At 66.1% G+C, this 18,041-nt stretch carries 12 protein-coding genes; 8 read left to right on the top strand and 4 right to left on the bottom strand.

The features are described from left to right. Positions 1 to 10: 10 nt before the first annotated feature. Both ACSC1Y_RS02970 and ACSC1Y_RS02965 read left to right on the top strand, forming a co-directional pair. The gene (locus ACSC1Y_RS02970; RefSeq protein WP_435333140.1) at positions 11 to 856 is read left to right on the top strand and encodes a phosphatase PAP2 family protein; all 846 of its coding nucleotides are present in this window, start codon (positions 11 to 13) and stop codon (positions 854 to 856) included. A 52-nt stretch (positions 857 to 908) separates the two neighbouring features. Beyond that, the gene (locus ACSC1Y_RS02965; protein ID WP_435333139.1) at positions 909 to 1,421 is read left to right on the top strand and encodes a DUF6789 family protein; all 513 of its coding nucleotides are present in this window, start codon (positions 909 to 911) and stop codon (positions 1,419 to 1,421) included. Between the two features lie 112 nt (positions 1,422 to 1,533). On the opposite strand, the gene ACSC1Y_RS02960 is transcribed toward ACSC1Y_RS02965, so the two are convergent. Continuing rightward, on the bottom strand, positions 1,534 to 4,302 hold the full coding sequence (locus tag ACSC1Y_RS02960; protein ID WP_435333137.1) for an ATP-dependent helicase: 2,769 nt from the start codon (positions 4,300 to 4,302) through the stop codon (positions 1,534 to 1,536). A 217-nt stretch (positions 4,303 to 4,519) separates the two neighbouring features. Between ACSC1Y_RS02960 and ACSC1Y_RS02955 the strand changes: the two genes are divergently transcribed. From ACSC1Y_RS02955 to ACSC1Y_RS02940, 4 genes are all read left to right on the top strand, one after another. Further along, entirely contained in the window at positions 4,520 to 5,338 is an 819-nt protein-coding gene (locus tag ACSC1Y_RS02955) for a hypothetical protein (protein WP_435333136.1), read from the top strand. 61 nt (positions 5,339 to 5,399) lie between these two features. Further along, a complete protein-coding gene (locus tag ACSC1Y_RS02950; protein ID WP_435333135.1) occupies positions 5,400 to 6,131 on the top strand; it encodes an MBL fold metallo-hydrolase in 732 nt (243 codons plus the stop codon). 219 nt (positions 6,132 to 6,350) lie between these two features. Then, entirely contained in the window at positions 6,351 to 10,145 is a 3,795-nt protein-coding gene (locus tag ACSC1Y_RS02945; protein ID WP_435333134.1) for an MMPL family transporter, read from the top strand. Further along, positions 10,142 to 10,918: a TrmB family transcriptional regulator gene (locus ACSC1Y_RS02940; RefSeq protein ID WP_435333133.1), complete on the top strand. Its 777-nt coding sequence runs from the start codon at positions 10,142 to 10,144 to the stop codon at positions 10,916 to 10,918. The genes ACSC1Y_RS02945 and ACSC1Y_RS02940 overlap by 4 nt, the downstream gene beginning before the upstream one ends. A 544-nt stretch (positions 10,919 to 11,462) precedes the next feature. Here the strand turns inward: ACSC1Y_RS02940 and ACSC1Y_RS02935 are convergent. Together ACSC1Y_RS02935 and ACSC1Y_RS02930 are read right to left on the bottom strand one after the other, a co-directional pair. Then, entirely contained in the window at positions 11,463 to 12,530 is a 1,068-nt protein-coding gene (locus ACSC1Y_RS02935; protein WP_435333132.1) for an mRNA surveillance protein pelota, read from the bottom strand. A gap of 48 nt (positions 12,531 to 12,578) precedes the next feature. Beyond that, entirely contained in the window at positions 12,579 to 13,307 is a 729-nt protein-coding gene (locus ACSC1Y_RS02930) for a DUF4013 domain-containing protein (protein ID WP_435333131.1), read from the bottom strand. A 165-nt stretch (positions 13,308 to 13,472) separates the two neighbouring features. Between ACSC1Y_RS02930 and ACSC1Y_RS02925 the strand changes: the two genes are divergently transcribed. Then, a complete protein-coding gene (locus ACSC1Y_RS02925; RefSeq protein WP_435333130.1) occupies positions 13,473 to 13,901 on the top strand; it encodes a DUF4870 domain-containing protein in 429 nt (142 codons plus the stop codon). A gap of 73 nt (positions 13,902 to 13,974) precedes the next feature. Here the strand turns inward: ACSC1Y_RS02925 and rqcH are convergent, their stop codons facing one another. Next, positions 13,975 to 16,131: a ribosome rescue protein RqcH gene (gene rqcH / locus ACSC1Y_RS02920; RefSeq protein WP_435333129.1), complete on the bottom strand. Its 2,157-nt coding sequence runs from the start codon at positions 16,129 to 16,131 to the stop codon at positions 13,975 to 13,977. A 102-nt stretch (positions 16,132 to 16,233) separates the two neighbouring features. On the opposite strand from rqcH, the gene ACSC1Y_RS02915 reads away from it, so the two are divergent. After that, complete coding sequence (locus ACSC1Y_RS02915) at positions 16,234 to 18,039, top strand: ATP-binding protein (protein ID WP_435333128.1); 1,806 nt, start codon at positions 16,234 to 16,236, stop codon at positions 18,037 to 18,039. Positions 18,040 to 18,041 lie beyond the last annotated feature (2 nt).

Raw genomic sequence — 18,041 nt, 5'->3', positions numbered from 1 at the left:
AGTCGGTACTATGGTACGACTCGAAGCGGCGAGCGCCATCGTTCGTGGGTGGTTCCCGCCCGAGTTCGTCGAGGTCTACGCGGGTGTGACGACGCTCGGCGACCCTGCGGTGGCGACGCTGCTGCTCGCGGTCTGTTACTGGGTATGGCGACGGGAGGAGACGGCGGCGGTGGTGAGCTACGCGTTCGTCGCGTTCGCGGTGACGCTGTTGCTGAAACACGGGTTCGCACTGCCCCGCCCGCCTACGGGGGCACAGCTGGTAGCCGAGGACGGGTTCGGGTTCCCCAGCGGGCACACCATCGGCGCGACCGTGGTCTACGGCGGGCTCGCACTGGAGTACGGCTGGCTCCGTGACCGCGTGAAGGCGGCACTCGTCGCACTCCTCGTCGTCAGCGTGGGGATGACGAGAGTGGTTCTCGGTGTTCACTACCTCGGCGACGTCCTCGTCGGCTTCGTCGTCGGTGCCGCTGTCCTCTGGGCAGGTCACACGTACTGGCGAGATCGCCCCACGGCTGGGTTCGTGGTCGCTGGGCTCCTCGCGCTCCCGGCCATCCTCGTCTCGGGCGGTCATCTGGACGCGGTGCGGGTGGTCGGCTACGGAGTCGGGGGCGTCGTCGGCTATCGAGCACTCGATTCGACGGCCGCCGGTGGTGACGGTGTCGAACGGCTGGCGCTCGTCGGTGCCGGACTGGCGTTCGTACTGGGGATGTTCGTCCTCCAGGGAATCGCCGAGGAATCGCTCCTGGCCGTTCTCCTCGTGGAAGGGCTCCTCGTGGCCGGCGTGCTGTCGCTACCTGAACTCGTCGCTCGCACGGGAGTGGCGTCCGGCGAGCGTGCCGACGCGCAGGGGCGCTGACGGCTCATCTGAAGGCGGGGTATTATATTCGTGCCATGCGTTCTCTTACCATATGGTTAGCACCATCCAGGAGGCGGACGACGAGAGCGTGGGTGCAGAGGTAGTCGACAGTCGTGAGCGTGAAGACGAATTGCGGGCCGCGCTGGCGAGTCTCGCCGGGGGAATCGTCGGTACGACGACCATGACGCTCGTGCTGTTCGTCGTCAACGCGATCTACGGACCCCGGCTGGACGTGTTCGCCACCGTCGCCGAGCTGGCAGGGAGTCCGGATAGCGTCGTACTCGGCTTCGCGCTGTTCTTCGGGGCTGGTGCCGTGGCGTGGCCGCTCATGTTCACCACGCTCGGGGCCTATCTGCCCGGGCGGACCCGGCCGATGCAGGGGCTGGTGTTCGCCGGTGTCCTGTGGCTCGGGTTCGTCACCGCGTTCGCACCACGGTACAGCGGGACCGACCTGCTGGTGTTCCTGGTGTTCTCCATCGTGACCCACGCCATCTACGGCTACCTGCTCGGGTTCGTGTCGGCACGGCTCACCGGACAGTACAGGAGTCCCGAGCTCGCTGTCTGAGACCGCCGGTTCATTTCTCCGCGGAGTGTTAGAGTACAGAGATTGCACGACGGTTCTGGAGAGAATCGAGGCCTGTACGCGAGTGACACGACGCCGTCGCTCGCCATTGCGTTCAGTCCTCGTCGCTCCCGCTCGCAAGAGCCCTTCTCCCGGCGGCCTCCTCGTCTCCGATCTCGTCCAGAACGCGCTCGTGGAACGCCTGCAGGGCTGCACTCTCGTCCTCCGCGAGGACGACGTCGCTGGCCATCAGCGTCGCGAGGCCGAACGCCCGCGGCGAGGGCGAATCGACGCGGGTATGGGTAATCTCGACCTCCCCGGCATCGATGGCACAAACGGCGTCCACTATCGCGTCGACGGCGAGTTTGTCCGCAAGTATCTCGCGGTAGGTTTCCTCGATGACCGCGAACTCGTCGAGGTCCTGTGCGAAACCGAGCAGCATCTCGCTCGACACCTGCTGTTGCTTGGCGGACTTCTCGTAGCCCTTGTAGTTCTTCAGTATCATCAGCGAACGCGTCGCGTTGATGCGGAAGTACCGCTGAAGGAGTTCGGTCTCTGCGAGGCTGTCTCGGAGCAGCTCGCGAACTTCCGTCGGTTCCAGCGCCTCGATAATGCCCACCATGTCGACCTTCCGGTTCAGCGGCATCGAGAGCGTGAAGCCGTTGTCCGCGACGCTGATACCGACGTTCGCGTTCGTCTCCTGGGCCAGCCGGTAGGCGAGCACGCGCGAGAGACCGTCGTTGAACCGGCGGCCGTAGGTCGAGTGCACGTAGTACTGGCGCCGGTACTCGTCGCGGTTTATCTCCTCCTCGATGGCGAGACGTGACGGGGTGCTCAGGCTCTCGGGCCCCGTGTAGCGGAGTTGCTCGTCGAACATCCGGGCGATGGCGCGAACGCTGTCGTCGTCGAGCGGGAACTCCCGGAGCCAGTGTCTGACCGCGGCGGCCCCTCCGCGGTCGTACTCGTCGAGCAGGTCGCGCTGGAAGGTGGCGATCTCACAGCCGAGGTCGTACGAGAGCGGGAGACGTTCGGAGAACCAGGACGGAACGGTCGGACTCGCTTTCGTCGGATCGACGTACACCTTCGAGCCGCGACGATAGCGGAACTCGTAGTTGGTCCCGCCGAGGACGAACACGTCGCCCGCCTCGAGCGTGTCGAGGTACCCCTCGTCGAGCTGACCGACCCACTCGTTGTCTGCGCGGGTGAACACCTCGCAGGTGAACGAGTCGGGGATGGTCCCGATGTTCGTCATGTAGATGACGCGGGCGAGCCGACCGCGTTTGCCCATCAGCGGTTCACCGACGGGGTAGTCCTCGTAGTGATACTCGCCGTCCGGTGGGTCGTTCTCGTCGCGCCAGACCTTCGCGTAGACGTTCCGGTCCTCGAGCCCCTCGTAGTCGGCGGTGAGGTACCGGACGAGCTGGTCCCAGTCGTCGTCGGTGTAGTCACAGTAGGGCCAGGCCGACCGGAGGATGGACAGTATCTCCGACTCTGGACGGACCTCGGCGATGGCCATCCCGTAGACGTGCTGGGCGGCGACGTCCTGGCAGTTCTGTGGGACGTCGACCGAGTCGACGAAGCCCTCCTGTGCCTTCTTCAGCATCACGGCGCACTCGACCAGCTCGTCCCGGTCGAGAGCGTAGACGCGGCCGGTGACGGTCTGGCCGACCCGGTGTCCCGCCCGGCCGACCCGCTGGAGCAACGAGGCGACAGATTTCGGTGACCCGACCTGGACGACGAGGTCGACGTGTGGCATGTCGATGCCGAGCTCGAGGCTGGTCGACGTCGTCACCACGTCGAGCGTGCCCGCTTTGAGCTTCGACTCGACGCCTTCGCGGACCTCTTTCGACATGCTCCCGTGGTGACAGCCGGAGTTATCCTCGTCGTAGGCGTCGAACTCCTCGCGGAGCCGGTGAAGGACGCGTTCTGCCCCGGAGCGCGTGTTGGTGAAGACGATGGTGTTCGTGTGGTCCTGGATGAGGTCGTGCAGTTCGTCGTAGAATCGGTCGGTGACGACCTGCCGGGGCGTGTGGACGAGGTCGTCCGTGGGACACCGGAGCTGCATGTCGAACTCGCGTGCAAATCGGGTGTCGACTATCTCGTAGGGGCGGACCTCGCCTTCGTCGTACCCGACCAGGAACTCGGCTATCTGCGAGAGCGGTTCGATGGTGGCCGAACAGCCGATACGCGTCGGAGAGCCGTCGGCAAGCCGTTCGAGGCGCTCCAGCGAGACGGAGAGGTGAGTCCCGCGCTTCGACTCGGCGAGCGAATGTATCTCGTCGACGACGACGTACTCCACGGTCTGCAGTTTCTCGCGGAACTTCGGCGAGTCGAGCAGGATGGCAAGGGTCTCCGGCGTCGTGTTGAGGACGTGCGGTGTCTCCTCGAGCATCTTGCTTCGCTCGTAGCTCGTCGTATCGCCGTGGCGGATGGCGTGGCGGACTTCGCCGACGGGTTCGCCGCGGGCCTCGGCCCGTTCCCGGATGCCAGAGAGCGGCTCGGTCAGGTTGCGGTGGATGTCGTTCGCGAGTGACTTGAGCGGTGAGACGTAGAGACAGTAGACGGAGTTATCGAGACCGTCGTCGAGTTCGCGCTCTTTGGCGAACAGCTCGTTCAGGATGGCGGTGAAGCTGGCGAGGGTCTTGCCAGACCCGGTGGGTGAGCAGATGAGGGCGTTCCGACCATCGTGGATGTGCGGAATCGCCTCCTTCTGCGGTGGAGTGAAGAACCCGCCGTTCTCGGCGACGTACTCGCCGAACTGGTCGACCCACCACGCCCGGACAGCGGGGTCCAGCTGGTCGAGTACGTCGTCGTCGTCGAGGTCGACCGCGGACGGGTCCCCCTCGAAGCCGTCGCACTCGGCGAGCAACTCCCTCGCGTCCATTACCGGGGTCTCGGCGCTACGGACGCAAGTGCCTTTGCCCTCCGGAGTGAAAGTGAACGGTCCATCGTCTATCGGCCGACTCGCTCGGAGGTGTCTCTCGGACGAGCCAGTCGAATGTAACAGAATAATATCCATTCTGGAAGGGTAGCCCTCCAGCACTTCTGGGTTTCAGAATCAGGCGCTAATCACTTTATATCCTGCCCCCGTCATATCCCTCATGGGGGAGAAGGACCGGGAGTCGCCGAGTCCGGAGTGGGACGAGTTCACCGGGACCGGTCGGTCCGTCTCTCGTCGGGCAGTCCTCGAATCGTGGGAGAGCTGTAGACAGATACTCGGAACCGACCTCGAACGGACTGAAGCCGTCCTGCGCGCGGTCGCTGCAGTCGCCGCGACCGACCCTGCCGCGGTCGCGCACACTGCCGAAGACGTCTCGGGCCTCGCGACAGCCGAGGCGACCAACGTCCGACAGCAGGCGACGCTCATCCTCTCGCAGATCGCCACGACGAACCCGGCCGACGTGGAGCCGGCAGTCGACGACCTTGGCGTCACACTCACCAACGCACCCGACCCACCGAGCCGGAGACGGGCGGCTGCTGCGATTGCGAACGTCGCTCGGATAAATCCCTTCGTCGTTCGACAACTCGCCGACGACCTCGTCGACAGACTCGACGACGAGGACGAGCGAGTTCAGGAGGCGGTCGCCATCGCGCTCGGACGGGTCGTGCTGGCACGGGCGTTCCCTGTCGACCTGAACGCAGACGTGGACGAGGTGCTCGCCCGTTATGCGGGTGCGCTGGCCGCCCGAATCCGACGGTCCGTCCGGCTCGATGAGCTGGACAGTTGCTCGGCCGACGGGGCGGAACTCGACGAGGTGCTCGACGAGCTCGCCGGGTACGAGGACCTGCAGACCGACCTCGGCGTCGTTCTCGATGCGGTCGACGTCGCGGCCGCTCACGGTGGCGTCGCACCGGAACCACTGCGTGAACTGGTCGACGTGGTCGGCCAGCGGGTCGAGACGGCCGTCCTGTCGGAGTAGCCTCGCCGGCAGCCACGGGAGAGGCGTCAGGGCTTTCCGACCGGCCCGCGCGTACTCGCACATGCGAATCACGTTCCTCGGGACTGGCAGCGCGATGCCGACCGGCGACCGGATGCAGACCGGGATACTGGTGAACGACGATCGCCCCCTGCTCATCGACTGCGGGAGCGGTGTCCTCCACAATCTCGCGAAGACGAACGTCGGCTACGAGGGCGTCTCGTCCGTGCTCCTCACGCATCACCACCTGGACCACGTCTCTGACCTGATGGCGCTGTTGAAGGCGCGCTGGCTCGCCGGCGAAGACCACCTCGAGATAGCGGGGCCGCCGGGAACCAAAGAGCTCGTCGACGACCTGCTCGACGTCCACGAGTACCTCGACGGTCGTGTCGACCTGACGGTGCGGGAGGTCGGGCCGTACGAGTTCGAGATCGCCGGCTTCGAGGTCACGGGCTACGAGACGCGCCACTCCATGCCCTGTCTCGCGTACCGCTTCGACGACCGGTTCGTCTTCTCCGGCGACAGCGAGGCCTTCGACGGTCTCGCCAACTTCGCCGACGAGGCGGCGGTTCTCGCTCACGACTGTTCGTTCCCGGACGGAGTCGACGTGGACAACCACCCGACGCCGTCCTCGCTGGGGGCCGCCCTCTCGGGCAAGGACATCGGTCGGGTCTATCTGACGCACCTGTACCCGCACACGGACGGGAAGCACCAGGCGATGCTCGACTCCATCGCCGAGCAGTACGACGGTGAGGTCCGGTTCGCCGACGACATGCTGTCCGTGACGGTCGAGTGAGGACGTCGCCGTCCTCTACATCGCCGCCGTCTCGGGGACTTCGCTCGGAAAGAGACTCGATAGACAGAGACACTCAACCTCCGTTTCTCTCCGTTTACGCGCATTGCTGTTTACAGTACGTTTATGAGAGGTCAGACTGTTAGTAGCATCATACAAACAGTGCTGTCTTATGACGAGTAACTACAGACCAACGTCAGAACCGATGGAGGGGTCCGGCGGATGAGTCGAATCGACAGACTCACCGCGGGAATCACGGAGCACAGTCGGGTGATCATCGCGGTGATGCTCGTCCTGACGGTCGTCCTCGGGGCTGGGGCGGGCCGGGTGGACTCCAGCTCGTCGCTGGACCAGTTCGAGAGCGATTCGCCCGAGGCAGCGGCCCAGTCGTACATCTCGGAGAACTTCTCCAGGGGGGAGAACGACACCCAGATAACACAGGTCATCGTGCGGAACGACGACGGGAACGTCCTCACGAAAGCCTCCTTGTTGCAGTCGCTCGAGTACCAGCAGTCGATACGAGCGAACGAAACGCTGAACGAGACGCTCATCGAGGAGAACGCCATCGTCGGCGTCTCTAACCTCGTCGCTATCACAGCCATCCAGCAGGAAGCGGCCGCGGAACTCCAGGCCGAGGGAGCGCAGCTCCAGCAGCGTCAGCAGCAGCTGGAGGCGGACAAGGCCGCCCTCGAGAACCGGTCTACCGACCTGAACCGGACCGCAGAACTCCTCCGCGGCGCGCTCACCGAGCTGCAGCAGAACCCGAACGCGAGCGTCGAAGCCGCGTTCGAGGACGTCCAGCAGCAGGCGCCCGTCGAGCTCGACGACTCGCACTTCCAGACGTTCCAGCAGGCGGCCCAGCAGCTTCGGAACGCCGAGACCGAGTCGGAGGCCGAGCAGGCCTACAAGCTCGGCACGCAGGGCGTCCTGCAGTCCGAGTACGAGGCCGTTCAGCAGCAGGGTCAGGAGCTGGCCGACCGCGGCGAACAGCTCCAGACCGACTTCGAGGCGTTCGAGCAGAAACGGCAGTCACTCCAGGCGAGCGGCAGTCCGACCCTCGCAGAGCAGCGAGAACAGCTCGAGTCGATGAACGAATCCGAGATAGACGATGTGCTGAAGATCGTTCTCGGAGAGGCCAGCGGTTCGAACGGGCAGGCCAGCTCCCCGTTCGCGGGCGTCGGGCTCCAGCTGATGGAGAAAGACTACGAGCCGGGGTCGACCACCGCCAACGCCCGGATGATGATCGTCCAGCAGGTCGCCCAGAGCGATAGCGACCTTCAGGGCGGTAGCTCGGTCGCGGAGAAGACCATCCAGACTCAACTGGAGATGCAAGACCTCGCAGAGGAGGTCTCGCAGTCGAGCGACGACGACTACATCGTCTTCGGCTTCGGCGTCATCTCCCAGGAGATAGACCAGTCGATGGCCGACTCGCTGGCCATCGTCGGCCCGCTCGCACTCCTGTTCGTCCTGCTCACCCTGCTCGTCGCCTACCGCGACATCGTGGACATCGTGCTCGGGCTCGTGGGAATCGTGTTCGCGCTCGTCTGGACCTTCGGCGTCATGGGCTGGTTCGACATCGCGTTCAACCAGATAATGATCGCCGTCCCGGTGTTGCTCATCGGGCTGTCCATCGACTACGCCATCCACATCTTCATGCGCCATCGCGAGGAGCGCCTCGACGACGGGACGCCGAGCGACGTTCGCGGCTCGATGCGGTACGCCCTGGCCGGCGTCGGCATCGCCCTGCTCTGGGTGACGGCGACGACGGTCATCGGGTTCCTCTCGAACCTGACCAGTCCGCTCAGCGCGATCGCCGACTTCGGCATCGTCTCCTCGTGGGGCATCATCGCCGCCCTCGCCATCTTCGGTGCGTTCATCCCCGCGCTGAAGGTCGAAGCCGACGAACTGCTCGAATCGTACGGGTTCGACCGGAAGAAGCGTGCGTTCGGGACGGGCGGCGGCCGCTTCAGCGAGGTCCTGAAGGTCGGCTCGACGCTCGCGAAGACGGCACCGGTCGTCGTCATCCTCGTCGCGCTCGCCATCTCGGCGGCGGGAGCCTACGGCGGCTCGCAGGTCGACACCTCGTTCGCGCAGGAGGACTTCATCGCGGACGAGCCAGCGGACTGGATGTACGAACTCCCCGGGCCGTTCGCGCCGGGTGAGTACAGTGCGAAGCAGAACCTCGATTACGTCAACGACCACTTCCAGCGCGAGGACTCGAAGGCGGAAGTGCTGATACGCGGCGGCGTGACCGACCCGCGGACCTTGCAAGCGCTCGCCGACGCCCAGCGGGACATCGACGACGGGGAGTACGAGACCCCGTTCGCGGGCGCGAGTGGCGAGGTTGCGACCCGGTCACCACTGACCGTGATGGCCGACGTGGCGGCCCAGAACGAGTCGTTCAACCAGACGCTCGCGAACGCGGACACCGACGGGGACGGTGTCCCCGACCGGAACGTAAAGCAAGTGTACGACGAGCTGTTCGCCGTCGCACCCGACGAGGCCGGCGGCGTCATCTACCGAACCGACGACGGCGGCTACGAGGCCGTTCGGCTCGTCGTCCCGGTGGCGGGGGATGCGGCGACCAAGACCGTCACCGCCGAGATGCGGGGCATCGCGTCGGACATCGTCGCCGGCTCGCCCGCGACCGGCGAGCAGGTCATCGCGACCGGGTCGCCCGTCGTGAACGAGGTCGTCCAGAACGACCTGCTCGAGACTGTCATCCAGAGTCTCGTCATCACGCTCGTCGCCGTGTTCGTCTTCCTGATGCTCGCGTACCGCATCACGGAGGGAAGCGCGACCCTCGGCATCGTCACCTTGCTCCCCGTCGCCCTCTCGGTCGCGTGGATCCTCGGGACGATGTACCTCATCGGGATGCCCTTCAACGTCCTGACGGGGATGATAACGAGCCTGACCGTCGGGCTCGGCGTCGCCTACAGCATCCACGTCTCCGAACGGTTCAACCTCGAACTCGACCGCAGAGGCGACCAATGGGAGGCGATGGACCGGACCATCACCGGCACGGGCGGGGCACTGCTCGGCAGTGCCGCGACCACCGTCGGCGGGTTCGGCGTGCTGAGCTTCGCAATCTTCCCGGCGCTCCAGCAGTTCGGCGTCATCACGGCGCTGACCATCATCTACGCCTTCCTGGCGAGCGTCCTCGTCCTGCCGAGTCTGCTCGTCGTCTGGCACCGGTACGTCGGACCGACGGAGACCCCCGAGGACGAACCGCCAGTACCGCAGCCCGCAGACGACACAGCCGCGGAGTCCGATGACGCCCTGGTTCCGACCGCGGAGTCGCGGACGCCGACCGGGTCGCAGCCGACCGCTCCGGCCATCACGGAGGCGGAGGCCGATGCACCGGCCGTCGTCGAAAACGGCGGTTCGGGCAGCGACGGTGAGCCGGCCGTCACCGGTTCGGAGGGCTGGCAGACGCTCGCCGACGAGCCCGACGCCGCGGCGACAGCTCCTGGCTCCGAGCCCAGCATTCGAGCCTCTCGGAAGGTCTCGGACGTGACGCCCGACCGTGGAGCCGAGTTCACCGTGCGACTCGACGTTGCCGGCGCGACCGGCCGCATCCTCCTGGCTGAGTCGGTTCCTGGGACGGGTGGCGAAGTGTCCACCCTTCGCCCCCGGCCGACGTCGCACGCGATGGTCGGCCGCCGGCTCTACGTGCTGTGGGAGCTGAAGGAACCGACCGACGTGACGTTATCGTACTCCGCGTCGGTCCCCTCGGACGCGAAGGCTGGCGAGACGCTCTCGTTCGACTCGTCACTCCAGACCCGGGCCGGCGAGGGAACAGTCGATGGACCCGCGTCGATGACCGTGACGACCCCGTTCCTCCGGGACGCCCTGTCCGGCCCGGTCACGCAGGCAACGCTCGACCGTGCGAGCGAGAAGGCCAGGGACGGAACGCTCGCGCGCGACGAACTCGAGTATCTCTACGAGTGCTGGCTCGGCGACGAAGTGCCGGAACCCAGTGCGTCTCAGCGAACCGACGGAGGTGCAGACGAATGAGCCTGGGCGAGGACGACGCGGTCGACTCGCTCGAACGGCTCGGGCTCACCAGCTACGAGGCGAAGGTGTTCATCGCGCTCCAGAAGCTCGGAACGGGCACCGCCCGGGACGTCTCTCGCGTCGCCGACGTCCCCCGGTCGCAGGTCTACAGCGTGACAGAGAGCCTCGAAGACCGGGGACTCATCGACGTCCAGCAGTCGAGCCCGATGCAGTACCGTCCGGTCAGCATCGAGAAGGCGCGCACGACGCTCCGTCAGCGGTTCGAACGCGAGTCCGACCGGGCGTTCGACTACGTCGAGCACGTCCGCGAGCAGTTCCGTGCCGAGGAGGACGAACAGGAGTCGATATGGACGGTTCGCGGACGCGAAACCGTCACGGACCGGGCGCTCGACCTGATTCAACGAGCGGAGGAACGGATCATCTTCCCGGCACGACACCCGGAGCTGGTCCCCGACACCCTCGTGACGGCTCTCGCCGAGCGTGGAGCAGAGGGGCTCGACGTGCTGGTGATGAGCGAGAATCCGGACGTGCTGGCGCTGTTCGAAGACGACCCGGTCGCCACGGTCGAGCCGCACAAGCCCCCACACCCGGATTCCGACCGGTTCGCTCGCGGCGTCTTCGCCGACGACGACATCCTGCTGTTGAGCGTCCTCGGCGAAGGTGAGGAGCTGCCGGGAATCGAGCGCGAGACGGCGTTCTGGAGCGCACACTCCAACTTCGCGCGGGTGCTCGTCCAGCTGTTCCAGTCGTCGGTCGTACAGCCCGAGTGGTGAACTCGCCGTCCGGACGGACGCGATAGCGGCTGGTCCGAGAACACTGTTTTCGCAGGAAAGGGGCTGAGTAGGGCCGAACGGAGGGATGGGAGTGGCGGGTACCGGTGGGAGCGGACAGTTTCCGGTCGTCGGCTGGGTGGGGCGCAGCCGGACCGGATGGGGTCTGGTCCGGTCGTCGGCTGGGTGGGGCGCAGCCGGACCGGATGGGGTGGGATGGTTCGGCCGGGTGGGGCGCGGCCGAACCGGTGGGGTCTGGTCCGGAAGCGGCGGGTGGAGCGCCGCCGGACCGGGTGGGATGGGACGTGATTCGAGAGCGGGTGGGGCGCTCCCGAACGGCGGTGGGGTGCTGTCGTAGCGGTGGGTGGGGCGCTGACGGACAGCGGGTGGGGTGGGATCTGGTGGGGTGGGATGGTGGAACTGCGGTGCGGTACAGGCTGAGCAGCCTCGACGTGTGGGCGCCGGGGCCTCCAACCGCATCTAAAGCTATGCGGCGGGATATACTGGAACTATAGCCAAACTGTGTTGGTTCCGGGAAACCGGAGGGTTACTCGAGTCGATAGCGGAGTAGAGCCGCGATACCACCGAGGTTACGCAGCTGCTTCCCCGGCGGGAACTCGCTCGAGAAGACGGTTATCTCGCCGCCCTTTCGCTCGACGTCCGTGATGAGGTCGTTCACGTCGAACGACCACTCGCCGTCCGGGCCGCGCTCTTCGCGAAGCTTCTCGTCGAGGACGAGGAGCGTCTCGATGGCGCCGTAGTCCGCGGCCTTCTGGACCTCGTCGGGACCGTATGCCGCCTCGTGTCCCTGTGCGATGCGCGTGGTCAGTTCGTCGATGTACTCGGCCTCCTCGGCGATGCGCGTCTCGCGCTGGACGTCTTCGACGGCGCCGCGTTTCAGAACCTCGTGGACGCCCCGGTCACCGACCGAGGCGGTGTCGACGACCGTCACCAGCTCCGCGACCTGGGGATGCTTGTCTTCGATGTACTTATAGGCGTCCTGCTTGGTGAAGCCCGGACCGGCGAGGATGATGGCGTCGACGTCCATGCGCGCAAGCGCCTCCGCGAGCTCTGCGAACAGTTCCGAGCGACCCCGGGCGTACTCTCCCTTTCCGGTCGTCCCGGTGAACGACCCGCGCTCTTCGGTCCCGTACTGGGCGACCGTGTGGATGTGCGCCTCACCCTCCTCGATGGTGGCGATGGCCACGTCGGGGTTCTCGGCGGAATCTTCGGCCTCTTCCAGCCGCTCGAGCTGGTCGGGCTTCCACACCTTCTCGACCTCGATCTCGTCGTGCTCCTCGACGTTGAGGGTGTGATGGTGGCCGAGCTGGTCCTCCCGGGAACAGCGGTCGATGGTTCCGGAGACACGGAGGCGGTTCGCGAACTTGTGGAACTCGACGTCCTCGACGCCGATTCCGACCCACATCGGTTCGCGTTCGCCACCCGTGTCGCGGAGCTGCTCGTCGTCGCGCTGGATGCGCCGCGTCGTGTCGCCCGCGACCACGTCACCGGGTTCGAGGACGTACTGGAGGTGCCACAGGTCGTCGAGGCTCTCCGGAACGAGGGTGATGCGTTCCAGGCGGCCGTCGAGCTGTTGGCGACCCTTTATCTGCATGTTCGCGACTCGGAGTGCCGGGCGTACAACCCTTTCCCTTCGCCCGAGTCACGGCCGCCGGGAAGACGAATCCGACACGCGATGCCACCCGAGTCCGACGAGCCGCGACGCCACGAGACTCGCGTAGACGGAGACGAGCGCGGCGAGCAGCCCGAGTGGCCCCCGGTTCGTCAGGGCGACGCCGAACACCGCCGCGCCCAGGACCCCGACCGTCGTCGCCGACGCCCAGGTCACGAGGTACGTCGGGTCCCGGTAGACCGTCCCGCGCTGCCGCGGGTCGAGCGCGTTCGAGAACGACGACCCGCTGGCGAGACGCCCGAGTGCGCCGGGGTAGAGGTAGGAGACGGCCAGTGCGACGACGACCGAGACGGTCGACCCGGTGAGGAAGACGAGCCCCCCACCGCCTCGAACGGACGCAGGGGCGACCGATTGCACACCGGCGACTGTCACGAGCAGTATCACTGTCGGCACCACGAGGTACGCGGCGGTCAGGACCCCCGTCGCGACGCCTGCGCCGGCGAGTTCGCGAACCGACCCCGGTTCAGGGAGCCCGTCGGTACCGTCGGGGTGCTGGCCGACCACCCGACGGCAATAGCCCGCCCAGACGAGCACCGGGCCCACGAGGAGAACGGCGGCCAGGAGCGAGACCGGATTGGGCGCAAGCGCGACCGTGCCTTGGAAGAGAATAGCGGTCGCCAGAACACTCCCCGTGAGTACCGCCCAGCTATGTTTCGCGTGTGCGCCGCGGAACGGGACGGTAAACGCCTCGGCGAGCACTCAGCCCTCACCTCCCGCGCGGAACGTGACGGTCATACCTCGCGCTGGGCGGCGGGCGCGCAAGTGCCTGCTGGTTCCGTCGGGGCGACCGAACGGGACGTTAGCGTTCCCTCACCCCGGTGTAACGACTGCATACTTAGGTATTCGATATGTGTTATATTTCCCATGGCAATAGACGACGTCACGACATCGGTACAGGTTGAACACCAGACAGTTGAGGCGGAGAAGACGAGTCTCGGACTGGACCAGAACGTCACGGCCGCCCTCGCGTACCTCTTCGGCGTACTCTCGGGCATCGTGGTGTTCCTCGTGGAGAAGGAGGACGAGTTCGTACGGTTCCACGCCGCTCAGAGCATCGCCGTGTTCGGCGGGCTGTTCGTGCTTTCGGTCGGAGTGGGGTTCTTGAACCTCTTCCTCGGCCTCGTGATCGGCGGCCTCCTCGGGGGGCTCCTCTCCCTGCTGTTCACGCTCGTCTGGTTCGCGACGCTGTTCGCGGGGTTCGTTCTCTGGGCGTACCTCCTGTTCAAGTCGTACTCCGGCGAGACGCCCCGGATACCCATCGCTGCAGGTATCGCGGATTCGCTTGTTCACTGACCGCTGAAAAACCGCTCGGCGACTCCTTCTCGAGGACACGTCCCTCGACTCTCCCCCGTGCCGACACGGTCCGTCACTCCTCGACGATCCGGCTGCCGCCCGGCGGGAGGAAGTGCTGTATCTTGTCCGGGCTCGCAACCTTCCGCACGAAGGAGGTGTCGGTGAAGACCTCACGGAACTGCCGGTAGATGCGTTTTCCGACGTCTCCCTGCGCGTAGCGGCCTGGTTCGACCCTGGCGCTCGTGACGGTGACCGGTTCGATGGCGGCCGGCGGCCCGCCGACGACCCGCGTCTGGGGTTCACACTGGATGCCGACCGCACAGCCGACGGGAGTGTCGTTATGGTAGGTTCTGTCGCCGCGAATGGCGAACGCCCCCTTCTCCAGATACTCGCCGCTCTCGGGCGTCTTCGTCACCTGGTCTGCGCCGACCTCGTAGACGTCGGCAGCGTAGACGCCGTCCTTCCAGACCGACGAGTACGTGACGGCGAACTGCGCCGCTTGCTCGAGACTCGTCTCCGGGAAATCGACCTCCTTCGACGGCTCGCTCGGGTCGGTCGCCTTGAGGATGGTGACCGGCGCACCGTGTGCCTGGGTGTGAAACACCCGGTCACCCTTGTCGAGGTACTTCTTGACGAGTTCCTCGTTCTGGTCGGCGTTCCGGCCCCCGATGACGAGGAAGCCGTCGCTCGTGTGGAACCAGCGGAATCGCTCGAACCACTTCTCGTCGGTGCGGATGGGGACCGACTGCAGGGCGGTCCAGTCGACGTCGTGCTCCTCGCCGTCGTCCTCGTCCGCGGACTCGTCGGGCTCCTCCCACGAATCGCGTCGTTCCTTGATCTCCTCGAGCTCTTCGCGCGTATCTTCGATGGCGGCCAGTGCGCCCTCTTTCTTGCCCTCGACGCGCTTGGCCTCCTGATAGAGCACGTCGGCGTTCTTCTCGACGCCCTCGAACACGTCGACAGTGACCTCGGTCTCGTCGAGTTCGAGCGTGACGGTCGCGTTCGCCCCGTCGATCGAGACGACCGCGGCGGCAGCGTCGATACCCTGCTCTGCACCTTCCTCGAACGTCGCTTCGATGTCATCCCAGGGAACCTCGTCCTCGCGGGCGGACCGGATGGTCGAGCAGACCTCGTCGACAAGCCCATAGTGGCTGTACAGCAGCTCTGCCTTCTCTCGCTCGGCCTGCGCCTGCTGTTCGAAGCCCTGGATGGCGCCCTCCTGCTGTTCGATGATGCGCTCGTGTTTCTCTATCTGCTCCTGGAAGTCGGGCTTCGTCGAGCGTTTCTTCTGGCCCGTCTCCTCCTCGTCGTCGCGTTCGAGCTCGAAGAAGTAGTCGTCGACCGCGCCGTTGAACGTGTCGTAGACGTCGCTGGCGAGGGATTCGCGCTCCTCGAGCGGGAACGGGGTCACGTCGACGACGCGGCCCTTGTCGGAGTCACTGTCGTCCTCCTCCCCATCTCCGGCCGGCTCGTCTTCGCCACCCTCGTAGTAGACGCGCGGGTCCACGTCGGCCGATTTGAGCGACTCGGCGAGCCGTTGGACCGCGTCGTAGATGCGTTCGTACTCCTCCTCGCCCGCGTCCTCGATGTCGAGCGTCTTCTCGACGCCGGCACGCTGGCACAGCTCCTCGCCCCAGAGGCCGCCCCAGTTGAGCTGGGTGGCGAGCGTCCGGACGACGTCCGTGTCGGACTGGTCCATCTTCTGGGCGAAGCCCTCGTAGCTCACGGTGAGCGGGTTGATCCGCGACTCGGGGAACTCGTATAGCGAGCCCGGCGCGACGGTTCGCGACTTCAGTCGGACGGTGTCGAAACAGTCGACGATCTCGTAGTTCTCGTCGCAGACGACGACGTTCCCGTGGCCGAACAGCTCGACGATGATCTTCGTGTCCCGGTCCTCACGGGAGAACGAGAACTCGAGGATACGGTCGAACTCGTACTGTTCGACCCCCTCGAAGTCCGCACCCGAGAGTCGGTTTCGGAGCATCATCGCGAAGTTCGGTGGCCGTCCCGGCGCGTCCGGGACGTGTCCCTGTGCGGCGACGTGGGCGCGTTTCACGTCGCCCACCTCGCAGAGCAGCTCCACGCGACCGCGGTCGAAGTCGCGCATCTTCAGGCGCAGGAGATCCTCGTCATAGAGGTACGCCTTGTCGACTTTCGCCCCCCGGTAGGCGTTCAACTCCGAGACGAGGGCGGCGAGGTCGACGCTCGTCAACTCGCGCTTCGGTTCCATGGCCGTCGCTTTTCACGGCGACGGCAAAAGGCGTTCGTTAGGTCCGCCGTCTCAACTCGACTGCCACAAGGTTCGAGTCCTCCCGGTTCGTGCGTCCCTACGATGAGGGGGTCGGGCACCGTAGTCACTGTCGTCGACGAGCGTCGAGACTGCGCGTCGCTCTGTGCGCAGCTCGCAGCGACCGGTCTCGAGACGTCACGAGAGACGGGCGTAACGGATGGACCCATCGGACGTGACGTCGATTGCCTGCTGGTCGTCGATAGCGCCAGGCTCGATGGGATAGCACACCTGGACCGGGTCAGGCCGACGCTCCCGGTGGTGTTCTGCTCGTCGTCGTCCTCGCGGCTGGCGGCCGCCGCCGAACGCGGTGTCGCCGCCTTCGACGAGGTACCGGAGACAGACGCGGACTTCGCTCGGCTGGCACTCCGAATCAGGCGGGTGGTCGACGACCGGACGGTGGACCAGCGGGACCGACTGGCGTCCGAGCGTCACCGGCCTCGTGACCTCACGGACCGCGTCGTCGAACTCGCGCCGGTGGGAATCATGCTGGTCGACCCCGACGAGACCATCCGGTTCGCGAACGAGTACGCCATCGACCACTTCGCGCTCACGTACGACTCGAACGAGGACGTCTACCGGACCGGAGACTTCGAGGTCTGCTATCCCGACGGCACAGAGATTCCCCGAGAGGAGTTCGTCTTCCATCGGGTGCGGAGGGAGGAGACCGTCGCGAGCGAGCCGGAGAACGTCGTCGAATGGCCGAACGGACGGAAGCTACACTACTCCGTGTTCGGGGCGCCGTTGTTCGACGACGCCGGTGACCTGGAGCAGGTGCTCCTCGTGCTCCAGGACCGGACCGAGCTGGTCGAACACACCCGAGAACTGGAGTTCGTCGAACAGCTCGTCTCGCAGGTCGGGGTCGGCGTGTTCGCCTACGAGGACGACGGAACGCTTCGGCTCGCGAACGAGTCCTTCGCGAGGCTGTTCGACGCGTCCGTTCCGACGGTCGAGGGGACGCCGGTCTGGCGGTGGATCCCCGGCGTCACGGCCGCCGAGTTCGACCGTTTCTGGTCGTCGGTCGACGCCGGTGAGACGACCCGTTCCGAGTCCGTCGTCGAGCCGACCGAGGGACCGTCATTCCCCGTCGAGACGGTCACGACCCGCATCGAAGTCGGTGACGACGCCTACCACGTCGGGACGGTGAAGGACATCACGGACAGGAAGGAGCGCGAGGAACGTCTCACCGTCCTGAACCGCGTGCTCCGCCACAATCTGCGGAACGAGCTGAACGTGTTCCTCGGTGTCGTCAAGGATCTTCGAGACCGGGCCGACGGAGACGCACCGCTGGCCGACCTCGCGGAGAACGCGGTCCAACGGCTCCTCTCCATCTCCGAAAAGGCACGCCTGCTGGAACAGGCGCTCTCGTTCGACGGTGACGAGGTCGTCGACGTCTCGTCGGTCGCCGCGGTCGAGGTCGACGCGGCCAGACGACGACACGCGGGGACGACGATGGGGTTCGAGGCACCAGAGACGGCGACCGCTCGCTGTAGCCACGCCATCGGGCAGGTGGTGGAAGAACTCGTCGAGAACGCGGTGGCGCACGCCGACGATTCCGGGCAGCTGTCGGTCGACGTTCGCGTCGAATGCGACGGCGACGTGGTCCGGCTCGTCGTGCAGGACGACGGACCCGGGATTCCACCCGAGGAGGTAGCGGTCCTGACGGACCCGACGACCATCACGCCGCTTCACCACGGCAGCGGGCTCGGGCTCTGGGTGGTGAACTGGCTGGTGCGGCGGAGCAACGGCTCACTTCGCTTCGAGGAGCGGGAGCCACGCGGGACTCGCGTCGTCGTGGAGATACCGCGAGCCGGCCCCGGCGACGACGAGAGACGACACCGTAGTGACTGAGC

Source organism: Haloarchaeobius lipolyticus (genome assembly GCF_051208015.1).
Lineage (GTDB): Archaea > Halobacteriota > Halobacteria > Halobacteriales > Natrialbaceae > Haloarchaeobius.
The sequence above is the reverse complement of the archived record's forward strand: the minus strand, read 5'-3'. Positions and strand labels throughout refer to the sequence as shown.